The sequence below is a fragment of the Aneurinibacillus tyrosinisolvens genome (genome assembly GCF_001015055.1).
Taxonomy (GTDB): Bacteria; Bacillota; Bacilli; order Aneurinibacillales; family Aneurinibacillaceae; genus Aneurinibacillus_A; species Aneurinibacillus_A tyrosinisolvens.
The window spans coordinates 20,840-43,676 of the sequence record NZ_BBWZ01000034.1 but is presented as its reverse complement, the minus strand read 5'-3'; the positions used below and the strand labels follow the sequence as shown (position 1 = coordinate 43,676).

The window sequence follows — 22,837 nt, the reverse complement described above, 5'->3', positions numbered from 1 at the left end:
CATTACCCGTGTTTGTTATTTCTAACACAGATATCAGTATAAAGGGTTTTATAAATCTAATATGATTTACATATATCAAAACCTTATTTCTGAAACCATTCTGTATGGAAAACACCTTCCTTATCTACACGTTGGTATGTGTGTGCACCGAAATAATCACGCTGCGCTTGCAGCAGATTGGCCGGTAACGTTTCTGTACGGTAGCTGTCGTAGTAAGCTAGAGCACTAGAGAATGATGGCACCGGAATACCGCGCTGGATTGCGATACCTAGAACCTCACGCAGTGCAGATTGATAGCTTTCTACAATTTCTTTAAAGTAAGGGTCTAACAATAAATTTGCTAAATGAGGATCACGATCATAAGCCTCCTTAATTTTTTGCAGGAATTGGGCACGGATGATACAACCGCCACGGAAAATCATAGCGATATCACCGTAACGAAGATTCCAATCATATTCCTCGGAAGCAGCACGCATTTGCGCGAAACCCTGGGCATATGAACAAATTTTACTCATATATAAAGCTTTACGAACAGCTTCAATTATCTCTTCCCTGTTACCTTCGAAAGCCTTTTCTTCCGGCCCCTTTAAAAGCTTGCTTGCCTTTACACGTTCTTCTTTCATGGCAGAGATAAAGCGGGCAAACACAGATTCTGTAATAATCGGAAGTGGCACTCCTAAATCTAAAGCACTTTGGCTGGTCCATTTCCCTGTCCCTTTTTGGCCAGCTGTATCTAAAATCACGTCAACAAGCGGTTTGCCTGTTTCCTCGTCTACCTTCGTAAAAATGTCTGCTGTAATTTCAATCAAATAGCTATCTAATTCACCTTTATTCCATTCTGCGAACACTTCATGAAGTTCCCCGGCATCTAAGCCAAGAACATGCTTCATAATAAAATAAGCTTCCGAAATCAACTGCATGTCCCCATATTCAATGCCGTTATGAACCATTTTTACATAATGCCCGGCACCGTTCGGCCCAATATATGTACAGCAAGGATCTCCATTTACTTTTGCTGAAATCGCCTTTAAAATCGGTTCTACAAGTTCATACGCTTCTTTCTGGCCGCCCGGCATAATGGAAGGGCCTTTTAATGCTCCTTCTTCTCCACCTGAAACACCTGTACCGATAAAGTGAATACCCGCTGCTTCTAATTCTTTGTTCCGTCTCCTCGTGTCCTGGAAAAACGTATTTCCACCATCGATAAGAATATCTCCTTTTTCAAGGTAAGGTTTTAACGAATCAATGGTTGCATCCGTTGGCCCACCCGCTTTTACCATTAATAAAATTTTACGCGGCTTCTCTAAAGAATTTACAAATTCTTCAATGGTAGAGGTGCCCACAAAATTCTTCCCTTCCGCTTCTGTCTTTAAAAACTCCTCTGTTTTTTCAGCTGAACGGTTGTAAACAGAAACAGAGTAGCCCCGACTTTCAATATTTAAAGCAAGATTTCTCCCCATCACGGCTAAACCAATCACGCCAATTTGTTGTTCTGCCATTCATAATCACCTCTTATTTATTTTAACTAGCTTACTTGGATAAACGCTTCTCGAGTTCCTCTTTTTCCTTTTCAAAGCCAGGCTTGCCTAACAAGGCAAACATATTCTTCTTGTAAGCTTCGACCCCCGGCTGATTAAACGGATTCACACCAAGCAGATGTCCGCTGATACCACACGCCTTTTCAAAGAAATACACCACTTCACCAAACGTATATTCGTTCATTTCATCCAATTCAACGAGCAAGTTAGGCACTCCCCCATCAACATGGGCCAAAAGGGTACCTTGAAAAGCTTTCTTGTTAACGTCATCCATCGTCTTACCAGCCAGGAAGTTCAATCCATCGATGTTATCCGGATCTTCTTGGATCGTCAACTGAATTTTAGGTTTCTTTACCTGCAGCACTGTTTCAATAAGATTCCGGCGGCCTTCCTGTACATATTGGCCCATCGAATGTAAATCCGTTGTAAAATCAACGGATGCAGGGAAAAGGCCCTTCTGGTTCTTTCCCTCACTTTCTCCAAACAGCTGCTTCCACCATTCGGATACATAATGAAGAGACGGTTCATAGTTAACAAGTAATTCGATGGCCTTCCCTTTACGGTAAAGCGCATTTCGTACTGCAGCATACTGATAGCACTCATTATTCAACAGGTCCGCGTTGTTGTATTTACGACAAGCCTCTGCTGCTCCTTCCATCATCCGGTCAATATCAAGTCCGGCAGCCGCAATGGGCAAAAGACCAACGGCTGTAAGCACGGAATACCTTCCCCCCACGTCATCCGGAATCACAAAGGATTCATATCCTTCTTCATCGGCGAGCTTTTTTAACGCTCCCTTTGCCTGGTCAGTGGTCGCGTAAATACGCTTTTTCGCTTCTTCTTTTCCATACTTCTTCTCCATATAGTCACGGAAAATACGGAAAGCAACAGCAGGCTCCGTCGTTGTTCCAGATTTAGAAATGATGTTAAGAGAGATATCTTTACCTTCTAACACTTCTAACAAATGGGATAGATAAGTGGAACTAAGATTCTGGCCGGCAAAATAGATTTGTGTTGTATTGTTCATTTGGTTATGGAAGGTATGGGATAAGGCTTCAATCGCTGCTCGTGCGCCTAGATAGGAACCCCCAATACCGATAACAATGAGAGCATCTGAACTATTCTTGATTCTCTCAGCAGCTTGTTTAATTCGCGTAAATTCATCTTTATCATAGCGGAGTGGCAAATCAACCCAGCCAAGAAAATCGGAGCCTGGCCCCTTTTTTTCATGAAGCATACTGTGAGCGACTTCCACAAATTCACTCAAATGATTGACTTCGCTCTTTTCCATAAAAGATAATGCATTAGAGTAATCAAAAGAAATAGTCATATAACATCTCCCTTTTCAATTAAAAATAATACTGTCAATATCATCTCATTTAGTTTGAACTTCTGACCTTAATTTAATCATCGAGTTGTAAAATCACACCAAAGCCTCAACACGATTTTTATCTTGCCACCACTTAAATCCGTCCTCTTCCAATAATTGATGTGAAACCTCTGGACCCAGTGAGCCCGCCTGATATAGATGAAGAGGTAAAAGATTTTCCTCAAACGCCTCTAAAATAGGTTGTACCCACTTCCAGGACAATTCAACTTTCTCTTTATAAAACATTCTCCTGGAAGAAAAATGCTCGATTTCTTTTTTCACTTGTACAGATTTTACTATAACGTGTATAACATTATTTTGTAAGTACACACTTAATTAAAGTAAGGAATCCAGCCAGTAGGAAAGTCCTTTTTCAAAGACATTTGTTGTTATAATATAAATCTAGACAGCACATCTTAAATAAGAAAGAGGGACAAAAAATGGAACCAATCATCATCACAGCCATTTTAAAACCACAAGAGGGCTTCCAGGAACAGTTGTTATCAGCACTAAAAAAAGTTCAAGCGGCATCCAGGGAAGAAGCTGGTTGTATAAAGTATAACCTCCATCAATCTGTTGGTGATTATACATTTGTTCTATATGAAGTATGGAAGGACAATGAAGCAGTAGAGCGCCATATTCAGTCCAGTCATTATCAAGAATACCGAGACAACATCTCCGACATCGTTTCAACCAGAGAAGTGTATAAGATGAAAACAATCGAATAATTAGTAAGTACTTTATACTAATAACGACCGAGCCTGGTAGAGTATCTACCGGGCTATTTATGCGGCTTAAACTTATTTCTTAATATTCATATAACCATACTTCCGCCCGATGTCTGTTAAAATAGTAAGCATGTGATTGTAACTCAAGCCTGGTGTGCTTTTTCTCATTCCGTTCTAAGAAAACAATGATAAACTACTCGTGTTGTACGATATCTAGAGAAGGAGGGAATTTTTTGTACAAACCACCTGTAAAACAGCCCATTGAACAAGAACCACAAGCTGCAAAGAAAAGAGTTATCCGAAAAAAACCAAAGAAAAAGTTCAAAAGAAAAGTATTTTCTCTCTTCCTTGGACTATGTTATATATATATTTCTACAGCCCTGTTTGTTTTCAAGGGACCCTACCAAAATGTGACAGATTACGCACTCCAATCGCTCGGGACTACACAGCATCCAAAGCTTTGGATCTCTCTCTTTTCACTGAATACTGTTTCTGCGGCGGAAATTGCGAAATATGCTGCAGGAACCGGGCAGCCTACTATTAATAGCAGCGGGAACGTAACCAGCCTGGGTGATTTTGGCGGTATTAAGGATAGTTCCATCCAAGTTGATGATTACAAAGATAATACGTACTCGGCAAAGATTATGCTTGTTCGTGATCCGATGCGCATCAAAGTTGCAGTCACAAACCAAATGGGCAAGGTTGGCCAAACAGTGAGCGAAATGGTGCGTGATAACAAAGCGGTAGCTGGTGTTAACGGTGGATCGTTCCATGATGTTGGCTGGCATGGAACCGGGGGAAATCCTCTTGGGACAACCATTCATGACGGAAAATATTACGTGACCAGTGAAAACAGCAATATTATTGGTATCACCTCAAACGGTTCTTTGATTTCGGGAAAATATTCGGCGAAAGAACTGCAGGATATGGGAGTTAATGAAGCTCTGTCATTTGGGCCGATTCTTGTTAAGGACGGGCAAGGGCTTGTTCGCGGCAATGGAGGCTGGGGCAATGCTCCCCGTACTGCGATTGGTCAGAAGGCCGACGGTACCATCATTTTTGTTGTTACAGACGGCCGCTTTATCCATGGACCCCAGAACCTGGGGGCAACCCTGCATGATATACAGGATCTCATGTTGAAATACGGAGCTGTCACCGCAGTTAACCTGGACGGAGGTTCTTCTACTACAATGGTATATAATGGAAAACTGGTGAATGAACCAAGTGATGTGCTCGGAGAAAGAAAAGTCGCTACTTCATTTATCGTTATGCCGGAATAGGAGGAGGCAACATGAAAAAAATTATCTGGTTTTTGTTAATTGTAACGGGAATTCAAGTCGGGGTATTTTCTTATTATAATCACCTGCTGGTTAGGGGAGCCAATGGGCCGGCTGCAGCCGCGGTTTCATACCAAACCGGCGGATCGAATGGAGACCCGGTTAAACTTTTTGATGGGCAGACGGAGCAGGTGGCCTTATCGGACAGCAAGAATTTGGCTGCATATGTTGATGAGCAGAATACACTTCATGTAAAAGACGTAACGAACAACAAAGAGGTATATGCGCTCAGCAATGAAGGCAAGATCGATTATATAACATGGATTCAGGATAACGGATTGCTGCTTGGAATCAGTAAAGGAAGAGGTTCGAATAAAAAACTGATCGTAAAAACAGCGATGCTTTCAACGAATAACGTTCGAACCATACGAACTATCGGTCCGGTATCGTCCACTTCGACGTTTAAAAAGATGACATTTAGCCCTTTTACGAACGATATTTATATACTGGTTGGCAACAAAAAAATCTCCAAGCTTTATCATGTCGGCACAAGCGGGGACTTTACTATGGTGGATATCAGCAGTTACTATATTGATGATGTTCTCATGGCATCCACCAAAAATGAGCTTTTCTTTGAAGATGTAAAACAGAGCATTCCTTACCTGCATAGCCGGAACGAAAAGGGGACCCATCGAATCGAAAAGAATGCGGTGCCGCTTCGAGCGATTAATGATACGCTGTATTACGGCAAGCTTGATGCTGCCGGCAACGTTACTTCCGTTTACACGTATGAACAGGGGACTTCGAATAAAATTATCGACCTAAATCAGCCGGTTAAGCCCGATCGTCTGCTTGTCAAAGAAGATGGAACACTCCTACGTGTTGGGGATGCGAATTATGTGGATCTGAAAACTAACAAGGAAACAACGATAGCTGAAGAAGGACAAGCAAGCATAAAAAATAATGTGCTGTTCAAGTCGTCGCCATCAGGTACAACACTTATCAACTTATAAAGAAAATTTGATCCAGCACAAAGATAACGGGCACCTTGATTTTTCCCTCCAACTCCAACACCAACTCTTAATCCTTGCCACCTGATAAGCATCAGGACAATCATGATACGCAGGGGTATGTTCATACAAAACCCCCTATAAGTAAAAGATAAAAAGACGGATTATAACCGTCTTTTTATCTTGGGATTATATAGCGGTGATTTTAACTAGATGAGATTTTGTGTTGCCTCTGGTGCCTGATTTTTTCTTTGGTTTGTCTTGCGTTGCAGCCATTCATAAATCACAGGAATGACAAGAAAGCTGTTGAGCGTTGAGGTAATCATTCCGCCAATCACGACAATCCCGAGTGTTTGGGAGATTACTGTATCCGTGCTATGTGTAAATGCCAGCGGCAGAAGGGTTAAAATGGTCGTTCCAGCCGTCATCAAGATTGGGCGTACCCGAGATAAGCTTCCTCGAATTGTAGCTCCTGAAGTTCCATTCCTTCCAGACGATTACGCTCAATTTTGTCGATCATCACGATCCCATTTGTCACTACGATACCAACCAACATGAGCACCCCAATTAAGGCAGCCAGGTTCCATTCTCCTCCAAAAAGAATCAGGCTCAATACAACCCCGCTCAATGCCATAGGAATGCTTAAGAGAACAGCTAGAGGCGCTCTCCACCCTTTAAAGACAGCACTTGTAATGAGCAATACAAGCAGTACAGAGAAAGCTAAGGCAATCGACATATCGATAATCATTTGTGTAACCTGCTCTGAAATTCCACCTAAAGAGAATGAGACACCTTTCGGTAAGGAAGTCTGCTCCAGGGTTTGTTGTACTTTCGCAGACACACCGCTCATGTCGTTCGATATAATTTGAGTGGTTACAGCAGTATATGGTTGTCCATCACGCTCCTGAATAGAAGAAGGAGTATGATTCTGCGAAATCGTTGCAAGCTGATCGAGACGAACTTTTTGTCCATTCTTTGCGGTGAACGCTTCACTAGCAAGAGAAGACATCAGTGTTGCTGCATCGTTCCCCCCGTTGCCTTTTTCCTGCAACTGATCAAGATACATATCACCAGGAATCGCGAGTGCACTCGTTGTAATCGAAAAGTCTTTAGGCTGGGTAAAATAACGTGAAAGGACACGTGTAATATCATCCAGTTTGACACCAGCCTGCTCAATTTTATTTTGATCCAGTGCCACCATATATTTTGGTGTTCCGTTTGTCATATCCACTTTACCATCTACACTGAGTCCTGAAACTTGAGCTAAGGCAGCCCGGACTTTCTGTCCTGCATCATCCACCGATTTCTGATCCGGACCGGTAAGCATTACTTTTAACTGTGAATCATCACCGGAAATGTTCTGATTCGACACGGTATAGATGACTTTGTTTGAAAGGGGCGAAAGTGAAGACTGAAGGCTTGGAATAAAAGAATTCAGTTGATTTTTATCCTTCAGTGTGACCGATAGGTTGGCGACATTTGGCTGTGCAATAGAGCCACCACCCTGATCAAATACGTCGTCACTTTGCGGTTCAAAGCTTGAACCGAAGGTCGCAGAGAATGCAGCTACATTTGGATTCGCCTTAAGAGTGTCCTCCACTTTTTTCACTTCTGCATCAACCTGACCGAGTGTACTTCCTTTAGGAAGTTCAACTTTCACTGCAACCTGACCTGATTTTGCACTTGGTAAAAAGTTAACAGGTAAGAAAGCGGAGTAAATCCCAGCTCCAACAAAGATCACAATGGAAGTGAGAATGACCAGTCTCTTGTTTCGAAAAGCAAAGTGCAGAAGTGGTTTCATCTTTGATTCCAGTGTGACCGATTCGCCCGTGACTCCCTTCCAGCCCATAAAGAAAAAGGACGGGATAACCAGCATAGCGACAAAGAAGGAAACCACCAGCGCGGTGACAACTGACCAGGCGAATCCGGAAAAGGAAGCACTAATCACACCGCCTACCAGGGCAATCGGTACATACACGGCAATGGTGGTTGCCGTCGATGCGAAAATCGCAGGCAGCATTTCATTGACCGCAGAAGCGGTTGTGTGCAGCATAGATTTTCCGTTATCCGCTTTAGATTCCTGTATTCTTCGATACATGTTGTCTAAGATAACAATCGAATCATCCACAATTCTTCCCATCGCAACAATAAGACCGGATACGGTGAGAATATTAAGCGTAATGCCCGCCCACTTAAGGACCGCCGTTGTCGCCAGCAGTGAAATGGGAAGAGACACTGCGATAAGCAGGGTCGAACGCACATTTCGGAAAAAGAAGAAGACGCAAAGCATGGAAAACAGACATCCGAGCAGACCTTCACGAACCAATCCCATTAAGGAAGCATTTAACTCGTGTGCTCGGTCAAGCATCATAGTAAGAGAAACATCTCCATCTTTGATGGCAGGGATTTGAGCGATCCGCTGCTGTACGCGATCTGAAACATCTGTAATATTAGCTGATGGTGCTTTTAATACATTCAGCAGTACACTTGGTTTTCCATTCGTTCTTGAAACGGTCTTAACATCGGTCAGGGAATGAGACACATCCGCAACGGCAGATAACGGGATTTTCTTGCCCTGTTTATTTTGAATGGCGATATCCCGAATTTGCTGATCGCTCCAGTTTAACCCCTCAATACGAATCGGGATCGAAGCCTTTCCATTCGGAATTTTACCGGATGCCCAGGCAGGCATGGCAGTTGTAAGCGATTTGTTTATATCATCTACTGTCATTCCATTTTTCTGTAAATCATTCATACGCACCGTAATGACATACCCATCGTTGGCTGCCCCTACTGCTTGTACATTAGCAACACCAGGAACTGATTTCAATTGTTTTGTGATGGCTGTCTGAACCGTAGAGCGGAGGGCATTTCCATCCATACGGTCACTGGTGAGACTATAGCTTAAAATCGGAAAGGAATTCGTTGTCAGACGCGTAACGGTTGGCTGATTGACACCATCCGGCAAATCAGCGCTTTCTAACGCTTGTTTCACCTGACTCTGTGCTTTCGCCATATCGTAATCCATTGGGAAATAAAGATTCATGAGAAGTCCGCCATCATAGGAGGTGGTCTCTACATTGGTAAGTCCGTCCGCTGTACGAACAGCGTCTGCTACTTTATCCGTCACTGTCTTCTTGATTTGATCCGCCTGGTACGACGGAACACGAAGTGAAACAAGCAGGGTTGTATTATTAATGCTTGGCAGGTAGTCACGCTGCATTTGGAATGCTGAAATCGCACCCCATGCAACAATGAGCACGATGCAGACCAAAAGAAGCACTGCCCTTTGCATAGAAGCTTGAATTATTTTTTGCATAGTTTCTTGGAATTAAATCTAACTCCAAATTCCCCTCCTCATCGTAGTCTTATATTGAGCTTTAGAATTCTTGCGCGCATAAAATCCTTTATTAGCCGTTCATTCAATAAGACTGTAGGAAAGGACGAAAAAGTTCGGTCTTATAAAAAAGTTTTTTTCATTCATTAAAAAATCCCCCACCCAAGCCTTTAGGATTTTGGGTGGAGGACTCCTCACTTACATTGTATCTACAACCATTTCATGATGGTTTAACCAAATACCTACGGCCATTTTAATGAAATGAATTACTGATTTTCAGTTTTCATTCGTCTTTGCCAAAGCGAAACAGCCGCAACACCAACGGAGACAAACAGAACCATAAGAAGCAGAATCCAGCCAAGAAGCGGAAGATTACTTAAAGCCGTCACTAAGGTAGCCCCTGTTAAGGTCGAGAACCAAACTTCATCCCGTTTAAACCTTTCTTGGAAAAGAAAATCGCCAATGTAATAGGCAACTATAGCGTATCCAAAGGCAGCTGCACAGAATAGGACAAGGAGAAGAATGATGGTGATTGGCAAGCCAATAATAGTCAGTCCAATCAAACTACTCACAACGGAAATTAAAATAGATAACACAAGACCAATGACACCTAATTTGATGGGAGACTGTCTTAGTATATCGATTGGTTTTTGTAGACGGTTGCGGAAAATTAGAACAATAAGAATGGGCACAATGACCAATAGAACACTAAGGGCGATACGAATTCCCCAGAATCCAACCATAATCATGAGTGCCATTAGCGTGTTATTCAATAAGGTATTGTTAAAATCAAGACTAATGCTATCGAGTACCTTCGCTCCGGTTTCCTCTGTCACCGTACCACCTAGAGCAATGACGACGCCTGTATGTGAAGTTCGGGTTAAATGGACATCACCCTGGATGACAAACACGGTATCCGTAACGGTTCCAGAAATGATAGCATCATGACCAATCACCACCAAGCTTTCCATTGATTGCCCTTGAGCTATATTTGTAGGTGCGTTTCGAATCATCGTATTGGGTTGTCCCGCCAAAACAAATCCGCCGGAAGAGGCGAAAAGAAAAAGAAAATAGGCATAACATCGCCACAATGTAAGGAAGGGTTTTTTTTAGTAAATTTTTCACATACTCACCCACTTACAGCAAAATTTCTCAATAGTTTGTTTAAACTCCAAATGCTCAACGTGATGAGAACGGCGCTAATCAATAAGATTTCCCCAAATAAAACGGTGTTCTCTAGGACAAGTGAAGGTAACACCGATAAAGATTCAGAGACAACGTGCATGAATAAATAGATGACTCTCCCTTCAAGTAACCCCAACTGGGAGAAGAACCAGGTGAATACAGCGAGGACACTCATAAGGGTACCAAGTACGAAGCCGAATATCCACCGGCTTTTACTAAACATATTTTCGGATTGTTGGATATCAGCAAAGATTCGCTCTGTAAGATCGTCCGAGGCATCATACGTAACCCACTCCTTGTGAATCGATGTAGATAAAAAGGAAAGATCTTGAAAAACGGCTCGGCAAGATGAACAGGATTCCAGGTGAACTGAAACCCTTTGATTTTCTTCCTCTGAGAGTTCATCGTCAAGGAACTCTGATAATTGTTCGACAACGTGTACATCCCTCAATTATATTTCCTCCTCGTCTTCTTGTTGTAAAAGAAAATTACGCATCTGTAAGCGCCCATCCCGCAACCTGGATTTCACCGTTCCTAATGGAATCGATAGGATATTGGCAATCTCCTGGTAATCAAATCCATGAACTTCCCGAAGAATCACCACCGCTCGTTTCTCAGGGGAAAGCTTAGCAACTGCCTCTTGCAGCGAAAGACGATCCATCGATTCTAACTGTTCTTGATGAACAGAGGGATACACGTCTACTATGCTTTCGATATCTTCTGTTTGAATCGTAGCGCGTCGTTTTTTTATACGATCGAGGCAAATGTTTGTGACAATACGGGATAACCATGAATGAAAAGCATACACACTTTTTAACTTTTTTATCGAGAAAAATGCTTTCGTAAAGGATTCCTGCACAGCATCTTCTGCTTCCATGCGATCATGTAAGATTCCATAGGCTAACTGGAAAGCAAAGGATTGGTATCGACGCACAATCTCTGTGAAAGCTTCCCGATTCCCCTGCATGGCGGATTGAATCACAGGTTCTATATCGGGATTGACCATGATACAACCCTCCATACTCTTATTTCAAACGAAAATCGGTTCAATGTCCACTGTTTCCCTGATCATAGCAAAGGAAATAAATAAATGCATCTAACCAAAACTCACTGAACACTTGTATTCATTCGCTCTTATATAAAAAGGACGATTCTTTTATGTCCAAAAGTTCGTATCGATAAAAAATTTTTTATATGACAGATAATGTTAACTTGGGGATAATAATGGTATAAGTTTTGGGAAAATAGGAAGGAAGAAACGAATCAATTTTATGAAGTCAACATAGGGGAGGGAAATTTTTGGAGCACTTAACAACATGGATTAATCATTATGGATATGAAGTTTTACTCGTCGCCCTTATGCTAGAACTTCTTGCCCTCCCATTACCAGGAGAAGCAGTGATGAGCTACGCGGGTCTCCTGGTTTATCAAGGCAAGTTAAACTGGATACTAAGTATTCTCGCAGCTTTCAGCGGAACTGCAATCGGGATCACGCTCTCTTATTGGATCGGGTTTAAATTGGGGACGCCTTTTTTTCACAAATATGGTCACTACGTTCATTTGGGTCCCGAGAGGTTAGAAAAAGTTTCCCGTTGGTTCAGCCGATATGGAAACAAGCTGTTGGTCATTGCCTATTTTATTCCCGGCATCCGGCATTTCACCGGCTATTTTTCTGGGATTAACCGTTTGCCTTTTCGTACCTTTGCCCTTTATGCCTATACAGGTGCCTTTATTTGGACTGCCACCTTTATTACCCTTGGCAAAGTTTTAGGACCGCAATGGGAACATTTCCACGGTGTAATCAAGAAGTATTTAATTATCGCTGGGATTGTGGCTGCTGTGGCGATTGTTCTTTACTTGGTATATAAAAACAACAAGGAGCAAATAAAAGAGACCCTAACAGAGACCCTTAGTAGATTGGTGGATACGTTTCATTCTCTTGGGCGTGTGAGGTTTCTTGTGACGGCAGTATTGGTAATTGGGGTCTTTCTTTTCATTGCCATGATCAGTCTAATTCAGGATCTTCTGGCAAACGAGTTCAGGCAGTTTGATGAGGTTGTGAGCATTCTTGTTCCCTTATTTTTTACTCCAGGCTGGATATCCTTTTCTTACTTGGCATCTTTACCGGTTCTAATTTCATTTGGTGTCCTTTCGCTTGTGGGGATTTTCCTTATGGGGAAAAACCGAAGAGTCGAAACGTTCTTTCTTTTCTTTGTCTTTCTCGGTGCAGAATTTTTTGAAGAAGCATTGCGACGTATTTTCCACCGTTCACCACCGTTGGTATCACATACCAAACCTCTTTCGTACACCTTTCCAAGTGAATATACGCTGATGGCAACGGTTGTTTATGGATTCACTGCCTTTTTACTTTTTCGGCATCTCAAAAGCCGAGTGGGAAAGCTTTTTGTAAGCATCAGCTTTTTTCTTGTCCTTGTTCTCATCGGAATAAGTCGTTTGTATATCAGAGTGGAGTACCCGAGCGATGTGGTAGCCGGTTACGTTTTTGGGGGCGTATGGTTGAGCTTAAACATTGTATTACTGGAAATCAACCGTTTGCTGCATAAGGTCAGAGATGTACATTCATAATTTCAACGTCTTTTTAGTAAGTACGTTCACTTTACTTAAAGGATAGAATCATATAACAAGAGAGAGGACACCGTAAAAGAACGGCGTCCTCTCTCTCACAAAAAAAGAACACGGATGATTACAAGCTTCGGTTTTCTAAGTCCTGAATCCGCTTTTCAAGTCGTTGAATTTTCCGTGCATACACACGGATTTTGTTTATCACGATTGTAATCGGATTGAGTATCTGGTTGATGATTCGCAGACTTCTAGCCGATAAGGAATAACAATGGAATAAAAAGGGGAAAATTCACTGGTGAGAATATTCGCTCTGAAAACGGGTCTGTTACCTTTCATTCATGCATACTGGCGCCGCCTTTACTTGGGGCCTGATGAGTGTATATGGTTCCATCTCGGTCTACGTATTAAGGGAGGGATAAGGATGATACAGTACCTTTTAAGCTTCTTAAACGGATTGGGAATGGTGGGTTTATTAGTGGTAATGGCTATTGAAGGGTTATCTATCCCGTTTCCGAGTATTCTCGTTGTTCCAACTTACGGATATTTTTCACACCCCACTTTGCCTGAAATAGTGTTAATGTCTTTTTGGATGAGTATTACCTGCACGGTTTTTAGTTTTGTTCCTTATATCGTTAGCAATAAATTGGAAGTGAAAATCAAAAAACGATTTTCTAAGAAGTTCCAAAAAGGGCAACGCTGGTTTCATAAATACGGGGAATGGAGCATTCTATTTTCCCGCCTGTTAGGAGTAGGTTATATTTCTTATGTTGCTGGTATGAGCAAAATAAGCTGGTGGAAATATGGATTTCTTACTTTTATAGGGGTATATCCATGGGCGTTCATCCTGTTATTTCTTGGCCAGCTATATAAAGGTAATGCAGAAGAAATCAGTCGATTAGTGGGACAATACCGGTGGTACATTTTTATTAGTTTACTTATCCTTGCTGTAGGATACGGCCTTTTTTATACTCGACGCAACTCTGAACGTTTGAAATAGTGATAAGGAGGTATGTGAATTGATTTTAATGAATAAACTAAAGCCCTTTTTTCATTCTCCACTTAGAAAGTTTGGAAACTTCCTGGTACATTATCGTGGTAACCACTCTTCTTATATTGGCGATTGCATGTGATTCGGTATGATAAAGAAAGCATGGACGTTCCTTCGGAATCCAGCAGATGATGGATATGCTCGGATCTGCTCTCGGGGCCGTCATTGCTTATCTCATGATATATGGAAGTGGAACCTTTCCGATAAATGGGGAAGGAAAAAAGTTCTGGCGGCTGGTTATCTTTTATAGGGGGTAGAGAAGGCGCTTGTCGCTGATGTTGCCCCACAGGATTTAAAGGGTACCATGATGGGACTATACTCCATGGTAACAGGAATAGGGTTATTAGCTTCTTTAATTACCGGCTTTATCTGGGAGCGATTTGGGACTCCAGCGTCTTTTTACTTTAATGGTATGTTGGCTATCGTAGCAGCACTTCTTCTCTCCTTCTTTTTGAGGAACCAGGTAGAGTAAAACGTCAATTACATTAGCCCGCTATTTTACGGCAAAGTGTTTATATTGGGTATATGACAAACAATGTCTAACAAGCTTTTTTTAAGCGTCTGCACACTTGTATTTAAACAAAAAATAAAAATATTCTACTATTATAGTAAAAACAGCTTAAAAACATTATAATAATAATGTTTTTAAGCTGTTTTAGTTAATTACTAACATTGTTTTATGCTCATTTTTATACAAATAAAAATTGCTCCACACATATGTATTGGTGGAGGCGGTGGGAATCGAACCCACGTCCGAAGACTCCGATGACATAAGCTTCTCCGAGCGCAGTTACCTGTGGTTGATTCGCCTACCGGGCTGCCAGGTAACCCACTACCTGATAGGCTAGTCTGATTAGTCTCTTCCCTCAGCTCCAGACGGAAGCTTTAGGCGTAGTCCACTAAAGGTTGAGTCTTATTCCCGCCACATGGACGATGGAGAGATAAGACCGCTACTGCTTATTAGGCAGCTAAAGCGAAGTTGTTTTGTTCTTTAGCGTTTGTATTTACGCTTGCGTTGTTTACGGAATCGCAACCCACCGGCTCGCTACTCATGCTCGAACCATCCCCGTCGAATCCAGAACGCCCCCATATAGGAAGGTCGCTCCTGGGAAATCAGAGCACTCATAACTTATTCAGTTATGTTTACAGTATAGCACATTTTGATATATTTCGCAACATACCGCCCCTATTTACCTGTTTCTTTCACGCAGCGCCCGCTGCACTTCACGCTGGGCATCTTTCTCCTTCAGCGATTCACGCTTATCGTAATTCTTCTTCCCTTTTGCCAGGCCAATCTCGACCTTGCAAAAACCGCCTTTTAAATACAGGCGCAGCGGTACGAGCGACATTCCTTTTATCTTCGTCTGGCCGAGCAGCTTGGCGATTTCACCACGATGGAGCAATAGTTTGCGCACACGCACCGGGTCGTGATTGTACCGGTTTCCCTGCTCATATTCACTAATGTGAAGGTTAAAAAGATACGCTTCTCCATTGCGGATCCCCGCGTAGCTGTCCTTTAAATTCACCCGCCCGTTGCGAATTGACTTAATCTCCGTCCCTGTGAGTATAATGCCTGCTTCGTATGTTTCTTCGATAAAATAGTCATGCCGCGCTTTTTTATTTTGCGCGACGACTTTGATTCCTTCTTTGCCCATGGCGTTCTCCTTCATCTACATTGGTTATGTGTATACATAGTACCACAAAAAGAACCGTTTAAAAAAGGAGGAGATCCGCCCACCCGTTAGAGAAATTACATAAGAAGGAAAAAATACATGGAGGAGGAATCAACCTATGTTTGCAGGAAAAGTAGCGATCATTACCGGAGGCGGCAGCGGAATCGGTGAAGCAAGCGCAAAAGAACTCGCTCGTGAAGGTGCGAGCGTTGTTGTTGCTGACTATAACGAACAAGACGGCCAGCGCGTGGCAGAAGAAATAAAAGCAGCCGGCCAGCAGGCCCTGTTTGTAAAAGTCGATGTCAGCAAGGAAGAGGATGTTCAGCAAATGGTCCAACGCACAGTGGAGGAATTCGACGGCGTTCATATCTTGTTCGCCAACGCCGGAATTGGCGACATAACGCCTGCCGCAGAATTAAGCCTGGACAAGTGGAACCAGCTCATTGGAATCAACCTGACCGGCGTGTTTCTCTGCTGTAAGCATGTCATTCCGGAGATGCAAAAAGCAGGCGGCGGCAGCATCATTAATAATGCTTCTATCCTCGGTCACGTAGGCCAGCCGGGCGTCACGTCGTATACGGCAGCCAAAGCGGGTGTCGTCAATTTGAGCCGGACGCTGGCACTTGATTATGCTAAAGATAACATTCGTGTCAACTCCGTTTGTCCGGGATATATAGAAACACCGCTTCTCAAGGATCTGGATGAAAAAGCGCGGAACTTCCTCGTTTCCAGGCATCCGATCGGCCGCCTCGGCCGGCCTGAAGAAATCGCGAAGGCGGTTAAATTCCTCGCCAGCGACGACGCTTCTTTCGTCACCGGCGCATCCCTGCTCGTTGACGGCGGCTACACCGCCCAATAATTAAGACCGCAAGGTCAAAAACGTTAGAAAAAAGGAAGGACTGTTCTTCCTTTTTTCTTTTCTCATTTCTTCTTTTTCTTTTTCGCGGATTTCGGCACATTTAGCTTCTTCTTCTTTTTCTTCTCTGCCACAACATCCATCCAGAAAGGATTATCCTTCCCCTGCGCCACTTTTCCTTTTCCCTTGTGCTTCCGGTCGCTCGTGGTAACAGCAATCACTTTCGCCTTTTTTCCCTCTCCGCGTCCCGCGGATCGGCTTTTCTTCAGCCCGACGACTTCAAAGTCGATCGTGTGCTCATCAACGTCCACCTTTAACACACGCACGCGCACCTCATCCCCAATGCGGAACATTCTTCCTGTCCGCTGACCGACCAGGGCATACTGCTTCTGGTGGAAATCATAGTAATCATCGCTTAGATTACTAATATGGACCATGCCTTCAATCGTATTCGGCAGCTCGATAAACATCCCGAACGAAGCGACACTGCTGACAATCCCATCGAATTCTTCGTCCATGTGCCGGAGCATAAATTCCGCTTTCTTCAAATCATCGGTTTCCCGCTCCGCGTCAACCGAGTTACGCTCCCGCTCGGACGTTTGCTCTGCGATAACAGGCATCTTCTGCTGCCACTCTTCGATCCGCTCCGGCGTGAACCCGCCCGGCTTTAGCGATTCACGAATCATCCGATGAACAATTAAGTCCGGATAACGGCGAATCGGAGACGTGAAGTGCGTATAGTATTCGGCTGCTAACCCGAAGTGCCCCTTGTTTTCTGCATCGTATTTCGCCTGCTTCATGGAACGAAGCATCACTTTGGAAATGATGATTTCTTCCGGAGTTCCTTTCGCCTCTTCCAACAATAATTGAAGCGAACGGGGATGAATATTACTCGCCTTTCCACGGACGAAGTAGCCAAAATTCGTAACGAATTCCAGGAACGTCTGGAGGCGGTCTGCATCCGGATCCTCGTGAACACGGTAAATAAATGGAACGCGCATCCAGTGGAAATGCTCGGCCACCGTCTCATTCGCCTTCAGCATGAATTCTTCAATGAGTTTCTCCGCAATCGTCCGCTCGCGCATTTTTACTTCCGTCGGCTTTCCCTCTTCGTCTACGAGAATTTTCGCCTCCCCGAAGTCGAAGTCAATCGCACCACGCTCCATCCGGTAATTGCGGAGTCTCAGGGCCAGCTCTTTCATCGCCTGGAAGTGCGGCACCAGTTCCCTGTACCTCTCGATGAGTTCCTCGTCATTTTCTTCGAGAATTTTGTATACGTCCTTATAAGTCATCCGCTCATCTGTACGAATCACGCTTTCGTAAATGTCGTATTTCACTACGGTTCCTTCGGCGTTGATTTCCATATCGCACGTAAGCGTCAACCGATCGACTTGTGGGTTCAAACTGCAAATCCCATTTGAGAGGCGGTGCGGCAGCATCGGAATGACCCGATCAACCAGATAGACACTCGTCCCGCGGCGGAAAGCCTCTACATCTAAGTCTGAGTCTTCCTTTACATAATAGCTAACGTCGGCGATATGAACGCCAAGCCGGTAATTGCCATTGTCCAGCGTTTCGATCGACACGGCGTCATCCAGGTCCTTCGCATCGGCGGAGTCGATGGTCACCATGACACGATCGCGCAAGTCGCGGCGCCCCTGGATTTCCGACTCACTGATAACCTCCGGCACCGCTTCTGCCTCCCGCATAACATCCTCCGGGAACGCTTCAGGCAGATCGTATTTACGAATAATCGACAAAATATCGACACCCGGATCGTTTTTATGGCCCAGAATCTCAATGATTTTCCCTTCCGGGTTTCCCCGGCCGGTTTCCGGAAACTTCACGATGTCGACGACAACCTTGTGCCCATCGACGGCCCCCATCGACTCTCCCTTAGGAATAAAAATATCTTTGGGGATTCGCTTATCATCCGTTATAACAAACCCATAGTGTTTTTCATCCTGATACCTGCCGACGATTTTCTGATTGCTGCGCTCCACTACTTTGACAATTTCACCTTCAAGGCGCGGACCGTTGCTGTTCTGGTTCAGACGGGCAAGCACGATATCGCCATTTAGCGCCCCGTTCATGTCATTTGCGTGGATATAAATATCCGGCATGCTTTTATCCTCGGGAAGTACGAACCCGAATCCCTTCGCGTGCCCCTGCAGTTTCCCGCGGGTTAAATTCATTTTTTCCGGAACACCGAAGCGGTCTGTCCGCGTTCGAACAATCTCTCCGGCACTCTCCAACTGGTTCAACACTTTTACGAACTCTTTAAAAGAACCTGCGGAATCAACGCCAAACGCTTCTTCCAGTTCTTTCACCGTCATTGGACGATACGCTTGCTCGCGCATAAAGAGCAAAATATCTTCTTCTCTCGGCATGCTCGTCCTCTCCTTTACGAAAATATAAAAGGCGGGTCGGCCTGTTCTTCACAGGCCCCTCCTTTACTTCTTACCAATAATGCCTGCCAAAAAATCAGCCACTTCTTTAAAAACGTGCTCCCGCTCCCGATCAAGCGTAATAATATGGCCGGAGTTGCTGTACCATTTCATCTCTTTATATTCTGAACCAATATTTGAATAAATATAATCAGCGCTTGCCGGCTCAATCGTTTCATCGTTCGTTGATTGGACAATGAGCGTGGGTGCCGTGACACGAAATAGGTTTTTTTTCGTGTCTTTGAGTAAATCCCACAGGCTGCCGGCGCAGGCGACCGGGTTGCGGTCATACGGAAACAAGCCTGATTCAATGTGGTCTTCTTTCCTCTCCCGCCGTGGGATATAAGGCTTGAAATAATGGACGTATTTCGCCCACTTGATTCGCTTATCGCGCACTTCCACCGGCGTATTCAGCAGTGCAACCGCCTCCGGTGAGCGGTGGTAAGAAAGGCGCATCGTAAGCAAGCCTCCCATGGAAAGCCCGGCAACCGCGATTTTCTCACAGCCGGCCTCCACAAGCCGGTCATACCCGTCGAGTGCGCTTTGCCACCAGTCGGGCCAGCGGGTTTTTGCCATTTCCTCCGGTGTTTTTCCGTGCCCGGACAACAGCGGTGCATGAACCGTGTACCCGAGATTGTGAAAATAACGTCCCATCGGCTGCATTTCGGCCGTGCTGCCGGTATATCCATGAAGTAAAAGAAGTCCTGTATTCCCGCCTGGATAAAAAAACGTTTCCGGTGAACGAGGTTTGCTCTTCATTCGGCGTCTCCCCTTTCCTCCTTGTTTGAGCCGGTAAGAAAACGGTCAATGAGGGAAAGCAGTTCTTCCTGCTCGCAATCATGACAGATGATATGCTTTGATTCAGGTAAAATATGCATTTCTTTTTCTGTCGAAGCGATCGTGTTATAGATGTATTCTGCACTGCTCGGGTCGACGAGATCGTCCTTGCCCCCTTGAATGATAAGGGCAGGCACGGTAACATGCGGAAGATCCTGCCGCAGCACCCGGACAAGATGGCGAAAATGAACGACAGCGCGCGGAGGTGTCGAGAACGCTTTATTGACATAGCGGCGGTACGTTTCCTTTGCATCCGGCCCGGACGTAAAATGCTTTTTAATGATGGCTGCCGCATCGCGAAAGAGCTGTTGGGGGTTTATGTAAAATAAGCTTGCATTCAACAAAACAAGCTTCGATACGGGATAGCGTGTAGACAGGTGGGCTGCAATCATTCCGCCCATGGAAAACCCGATGACATATACCTGCTGGCATACCTTAAGCAAATTCTGCAGGGCATCCTCGGCAGATCGGACCCAATCATGCCACGTAGCCTTCCGGAACGGCATAGGGTGGCCTTCGTGACCTGCCAGCACAGGAGATTCAATTTTCCAGCCGCGCCCCTCTAAATACCTTGCAATCGGCACTACTTCATACGGGCTGCCGGTAAAACCGTGTATAAGAAGACAACCAATCACGTCTATCGCTCCTTTGTAACCTGTAGGTAAAGAAAAACAGCAAGCATTACACTTGCTGTTTTTCCCTTCATGATTTGAAGTTAAACCAATGATCATTCTTGTTCGTTATGCCACGCGCAGCAAATAAGCGACAACAATGGTTAAAACCATAAAGGCAACCGCGAGAATAACCGTTAATCTATTCAACAGGGCATCTACCCCGCGCGCTTTTGCTTTTCCCATAATTTGCTCCGCGCCGCCCGCGATGGATCCGGAAAGCCCGGCGCTTTTGCCTGATTGAAGCAATACAACAAGAATAAGACCAATCGAGACGATTACAAGCAGAATTTTTAAGGCAACTGCCATCTTGTGTTCCTCCTCCTGACGGAGCTATACAAATTTTTATACTTTTTACCACCTCTTAATGTATCACAAAGAAGACAGCTTTTCAATGTTTGTCCCCTGTCTCCTCCCGGCAATCTTTGCACAATCCTTGCAAAATGACTTTTGCTTCTACAGGCCCGAATTCGGATTCGAGCTCGGGATCCGGTGTGACTGAAATTTTCTCCGGTGAAATATCAGTAAGCTTATCGCAGCGCAAGCATTGGAAGTGGTGATGGGGGATTTCGCTAATTTCGAAGCGCGAACGTTCATCCTGGTGGTATTCATGCACAACCCCAAGTTCTTTCAGTGATTTTAACGTATTATATACAGTCGTAAAGGAAAGGGTGGGAAAGTCAGCCTGCATGAACTGATAAATTTCCTCTGCTGTCGGGTGATCAAGACGCATTAACACATTAATAATGGCAAGACGCTGTACGGTAACTCGTCCGCCTCTCTCTTTAATCCGCGTGATAACGGTATCGATGATACCTGGACTCATACGCCGACCCTCCTTCTGCTTTATTTACTATTATAATACACTATTTGTAAAAAATCATTACAAATAGGAAGCAAGGAAAAAGGACAAAAATAGCATGCCCTAACAGCAGGCATGCTACTTCCATTCACCGGTTATCCGGCTGATTTTATTGTTCTTTAATATTGTAGAACGCTTCTCTGCCGGCATAGCCGCCAATGTAAGCAAGCTCGTCTTCGATGCGGAGCAGCTGGTTGTACTTCGCTACGCGGTCTGTGCGGGAAGGTGCACCCGTCTTAATCTGGCCGGCATTTGTCGCCACAGCAATATCGGCGATAATGGAATCTTCCGTTTCACCGGAGCGGTGGGAGACAACCGCCGTATAGCCGGCGCGCTTCGCCATTTCAATCGCATCGAACGTCTCGGTTAGCGTACCGATCTGGTTTACTTTTACAAGGATGGAATTGGCTGTTCCCTGCTCAATTCCCTGCCAGAGGCGCTGTGTATTCGTTACAAACAAATCGTCCCCGACAAGCTGTACTTTCTTGCCGAGGCGCTGTGTCAGCTTATTCCAGCCATCCCAGTCGTCTTCAGCAAGCCCGTCTTCAATGGAAATAATCGGGTACTTATTCGCAAGCATCTCAAGATAATCAACCATTTCTTCGGTTGTTCTTGTCACGCCTTCACCGGCAAATTCATACTTCCCATTCTTGTAGAACTCTGTGGAGGCAACGTCCAGGGCGAGCATAATGTCCTTGCCTGGTTCATACCCTGCTTTTTCAATGGCGGAAAGAATCGTTTGCAATGCCTCTTCACTGGAAGCAAGGTTTGGTGCAAATCCGCCTTCATCGCCGACAGCGGTATTTAAACCCTTGTCCTTCAATACAGCCTTCAGGTTATGGAACACTTCGGCTCCCATGCGAAGGGCGTGAGCAAAATTGTCAGCACCAACCGGCATAACCATAAACTCCTGAATGTCCACGTTATTATCGGCATGCGCTCCGCCATTCAAAATATTCATCATCGGCACCGGGAGCGTTTTGGCATTAAATCCGCCAAGGTAGGTGTAGAGTGGAATATCAAGCGCATCCGCCGCCGCACGGGCAACCGCCATGGAAACTCCGAGAATGGCGTTGGCGCCCAGCTTTCCTTTGTTGTCTGTTCCGTCCAGCTCGATCATCAGGTGATCAATGCCTACTTGATCAAGCGCATTAAACCCGATGATTTCAGGCGCGATAATGCTGTTTACATTATCCACCGCAGTAAGCACGCCTTTGCCCATGTAGCGCGTCGCCTCTCCGTCGCGAAGCTCAACCGCCTCATATGCACCCGTGGAAGCTCCGGAAGGAACGATGGCGCGTCCTTTCGCTCCGGATTCCAGGTGTACCTCTACCTCAACCGTAGGATTTCCGCGGGAGTCAAGTACCTCACGTGCGTATACATCTGCAATAATTGTCATATCTCATTCATCTCCTT

The 22,837-nt window shown here is 44.6% G+C and carries 19 protein-coding genes, 1 other RNA gene and 2 pseudogenes; 7 read left to right on the top strand and 15 right to left on the bottom strand.

Features of this window, described 5'->3' with window-relative positions; all coding sequences use genetic code 11:
- Positions 1-83 precede the first annotated feature (83 nt).
- The 3 genes and pseudogenes from gnd to MBEAL2_RS21760 all read right to left on the bottom strand — a co-directional run.
- Positions 84-1,499: an NADP-dependent phosphogluconate dehydrogenase gene (gnd, locus tag MBEAL2_RS21770; protein WP_047154343.1), complete on the bottom strand. Its 1,416-nt coding sequence runs from the start codon at positions 1,497-1,499 to the stop codon at positions 84-86.
- Positions 1,500-1,530: 31 nt separating this feature from the next.
- Positions 1,531-2,868 (bottom strand): glucose-6-phosphate isomerase, encoded by a 1,338-nt coding sequence (locus MBEAL2_RS21765; protein WP_047154342.1) that lies wholly within the window; start codon positions 2,866-2,868, stop codon positions 1,531-1,533.
- 93 nt (positions 2,869-2,961) lie between these two features.
- Positions 2,962-3,138: pseudogene (locus MBEAL2_RS21760) on the bottom strand (glucose-6-phosphate dehydrogenase); the annotation flags it as partial.
- 209 nt (positions 3,139-3,347) lie between these two features.
- Here MBEAL2_RS21760 and MBEAL2_RS21755 point away from each other — a divergent pair.
- The 3 genes from MBEAL2_RS21755 to MBEAL2_RS21745 all read left to right on the top strand — a co-directional run bounded on the left by MBEAL2_RS21755 (position 3,348) and on the right by MBEAL2_RS21745 (position 5,925).
- Positions 3,348-3,635 carry a putative quinol monooxygenase gene (locus tag MBEAL2_RS21755; RefSeq protein WP_047154340.1) on the top strand — a complete coding sequence of 96 codons (288 nt, stop codon included), beginning with the start codon at positions 3,348-3,350 and terminating at the stop codon, positions 3,633-3,635.
- 233 nt (positions 3,636-3,868) lie between these two features.
- Complete coding sequence (locus MBEAL2_RS21750) at positions 3,869-4,915, top strand: phosphodiester glycosidase family protein (protein ID WP_161798267.1); 1,047 nt, start codon at positions 3,869-3,871, stop codon at positions 4,913-4,915.
- Between the two features lie 11 nt (positions 4,916-4,926).
- On the top strand, positions 4,927-5,925 hold the full coding sequence (locus MBEAL2_RS21745; protein ID WP_047154339.1) for a hypothetical protein: 999 nt from the start codon (positions 4,927-4,929) through the stop codon (positions 5,923-5,925).
- 206 nt (positions 5,926-6,131) lie between these two features.
- Here MBEAL2_RS21745 and MBEAL2_RS21740 read toward each other — a convergent pair.
- The 4 genes and pseudogenes from MBEAL2_RS21740 to MBEAL2_RS21725 form a co-directional block, all read right to left on the bottom strand.
- Positions 6,132-9,217 (bottom strand): annotated as a pseudogene (locus tag MBEAL2_RS21740) (efflux RND transporter permease subunit).
- A 308-nt stretch (positions 9,218-9,525) separates the two neighbouring features.
- Positions 9,526-10,293, bottom strand: coding sequence for a hypothetical protein (locus MBEAL2_RS21735; RefSeq protein ID WP_047154338.1), 768 nt, complete (start codon positions 10,291-10,293; stop codon positions 9,526-9,528).
- A gap of 95 nt (positions 10,294-10,388) precedes the next feature.
- Positions 10,389-10,895, bottom strand: coding sequence for an anti-sigma factor family protein (locus tag MBEAL2_RS21730; RefSeq protein WP_047154337.1), 507 nt, complete (start codon positions 10,893-10,895; stop codon positions 10,389-10,391).
- Positions 10,896-11,450, bottom strand: coding sequence for an RNA polymerase sigma factor (locus MBEAL2_RS21725; RefSeq protein ID WP_047154336.1), 555 nt, complete (start codon positions 11,448-11,450; stop codon positions 10,896-10,898).
- Positions 11,451-11,743: 293 nt separating this feature from the next.
- Here MBEAL2_RS21725 and MBEAL2_RS21720 point away from each other — a divergent pair, with 293 nt between their 5' ends.
- The 3 genes from MBEAL2_RS21720 (at position 11,744) to MBEAL2_RS30525 (ending at position 14,547) form a co-directional block, all read left to right on the top strand.
- A complete protein-coding gene (locus MBEAL2_RS21720) occupies positions 11,744-13,030 on the top strand; it encodes a bifunctional DedA family/phosphatase PAP2 family protein (RefSeq protein ID WP_052947902.1) in 1,287 nt (428 codons plus the stop codon).
- A gap of 478 nt (positions 13,031-13,508) precedes the next feature.
- A complete protein-coding gene (locus MBEAL2_RS21715; RefSeq protein WP_236692977.1) occupies positions 13,509-14,024 on the top strand; it encodes a DedA family protein in 516 nt (171 codons plus the stop codon).
- Between the two features lie 355 nt (positions 14,025-14,379).
- On the top strand, positions 14,380-14,547 hold the full coding sequence (locus tag MBEAL2_RS30525; RefSeq protein WP_082130088.1) for an MFS transporter: 168 nt from the start codon (positions 14,380-14,382) through the stop codon (positions 14,545-14,547).
- Between the two features lie 251 nt (positions 14,548-14,798).
- Here the strand turns inward: MBEAL2_RS30525 and ssrA are convergent.
- Together ssrA and smpB are read right to left on the bottom strand one after the other, a co-directional pair.
- Positions 14,799-15,163: a transfer-messenger RNA gene (gene ssrA / locus MBEAL2_RS30520) on the bottom strand.
- 102 nt (positions 15,164-15,265) lie between these two features.
- Entirely contained in the window at positions 15,266-15,730 is a 465-nt protein-coding gene (gene smpB / locus MBEAL2_RS21710; protein WP_047154334.1) for an SsrA-binding protein SmpB, read from the bottom strand.
- Between the two features lie 136 nt (positions 15,731-15,866).
- Here smpB and MBEAL2_RS21705 point away from each other — a divergent pair, with 136 nt between their 5' ends.
- Positions 15,867-16,607 (top strand): SDR family NAD(P)-dependent oxidoreductase, encoded by a 741-nt coding sequence (locus MBEAL2_RS21705; RefSeq protein WP_047154333.1) that lies wholly within the window; start codon positions 15,867-15,869, stop codon positions 16,605-16,607.
- Positions 16,608-16,669: 62 nt separating this feature from the next.
- On the opposite strand, the gene rnr is transcribed toward MBEAL2_RS21705, so the two are convergent.
- The 6 genes from rnr to eno form a co-directional block, all read right to left on the bottom strand.
- Positions 16,670-18,994: a ribonuclease R gene (gene rnr, locus MBEAL2_RS21700; RefSeq protein ID WP_047154332.1), complete on the bottom strand. Its 2,325-nt coding sequence runs from the start codon at positions 18,992-18,994 to the stop codon at positions 16,670-16,672.
- Positions 18,995-19,057: 63 nt separating this feature from the next.
- On the bottom strand, positions 19,058-19,810 hold the full coding sequence (locus tag MBEAL2_RS21695) for an alpha/beta hydrolase (protein WP_047154331.1): 753 nt from the start codon (positions 19,808-19,810) through the stop codon (positions 19,058-19,060).
- Positions 19,807-20,523 (bottom strand): alpha/beta hydrolase, encoded by a 717-nt coding sequence (locus MBEAL2_RS21690; RefSeq protein ID WP_047154330.1) that lies wholly within the window; start codon positions 20,521-20,523, stop codon positions 19,807-19,809. The genes MBEAL2_RS21695 and MBEAL2_RS21690 overlap by 4 nt, the downstream gene beginning before the upstream one ends.
- Positions 20,524-20,628: 105 nt before the next feature.
- Positions 20,629-20,868, bottom strand: a complete 240-nt coding sequence (gene secG / locus MBEAL2_RS21685) for a preprotein translocase subunit SecG (RefSeq protein WP_047154329.1) — start codon at positions 20,866-20,868, stop codon at positions 20,629-20,631.
- Between the two features lie 82 nt (positions 20,869-20,950).
- A complete protein-coding gene (locus MBEAL2_RS21680) occupies positions 20,951-21,385 on the bottom strand; it encodes a Fur family transcriptional regulator (RefSeq protein ID WP_047154328.1) in 435 nt (144 codons plus the stop codon).
- Positions 21,386-21,530: 145 nt separating this feature from the next.
- Complete coding sequence (gene eno / locus MBEAL2_RS21675) at positions 21,531-22,820, bottom strand: phosphopyruvate hydratase (RefSeq protein WP_047154327.1); 1,290 nt, start codon at positions 22,818-22,820, stop codon at positions 21,531-21,533.
- Positions 22,821-22,837 lie beyond the last annotated feature (17 nt).

Coding starts and splice junctions, on each gene's coding strand:
- gnd (WP_047154343.1), bottom strand. CDS start 1,499: ATGGCAGAACAACAAATTGGCGTGATTGGTTTAGCCGTGATGGGGAGA.
- rnr (WP_047154332.1), bottom strand. CDS start 18,994: ATGCCGAGAGAAGAAGATATTTTGCTCTTTATGCGCGAGCAAGCGTAT.
- MBEAL2_RS21705 (WP_047154333.1), top strand. CDS start 15,867: ATGTTTGCAGGAAAAGTAGCGATCATTACCGGAGGCGGCAGCGGAATC.
- eno (WP_047154327.1), bottom strand. CDS start 22,820: ATGACAATTATTGCAGATGTATACGCACGTGAGGTACTTGACTCCCGC.
- MBEAL2_RS21715 (WP_236692977.1), top strand. CDS start 13,509: ATGGCTATTGAAGGGTTATCTATCCCGTTTCCGAGTATTCTCGTTGTT.
- MBEAL2_RS21755 (WP_047154340.1), top strand. CDS start 3,348: ATGGAACCAATCATCATCACAGCCATTTTAAAACCACAAGAGGGCTTC.
- MBEAL2_RS21695 (WP_047154331.1), bottom strand. CDS start 19,810: ATGAAGAGCAAACCTCGTTCACCGGAAACGTTTTTTTATCCAGGCGGG.
- MBEAL2_RS21725 (WP_047154336.1), bottom strand. CDS start 11,450: ATGGTCAATCCCGATATAGAACCTGTGATTCAATCCGCCATGCAGGGG.
- secG (WP_047154329.1), bottom strand. CDS start 20,868: ATGGCAGTTGCCTTAAAAATTCTGCTTGTAATCGTCTCGATTGGTCTT.
- MBEAL2_RS30525 (WP_082130088.1), top strand. CDS start 14,380: ATGATGGGACTATACTCCATGGTAACAGGAATAGGGTTATTAGCTTCT.
- MBEAL2_RS21745 (WP_047154339.1), top strand. CDS start 4,927: ATGAAAAAAATTATCTGGTTTTTGTTAATTGTAACGGGAATTCAAGTC.
- MBEAL2_RS21765 (WP_047154342.1), bottom strand. CDS start 2,868: ATGACTATTTCTTTTGATTACTCTAATGCATTATCTTTTATGGAAAAG.
- MBEAL2_RS21680 (WP_047154328.1), bottom strand. CDS start 21,385: ATGAGTCCAGGTATCATCGATACCGTTATCACGCGGATTAAAGAGAGA.
- smpB (WP_047154334.1), bottom strand. CDS start 15,730: ATGGGCAAAGAAGGAATCAAAGTCGTCGCGCAAAATAAAAAAGCGCGG.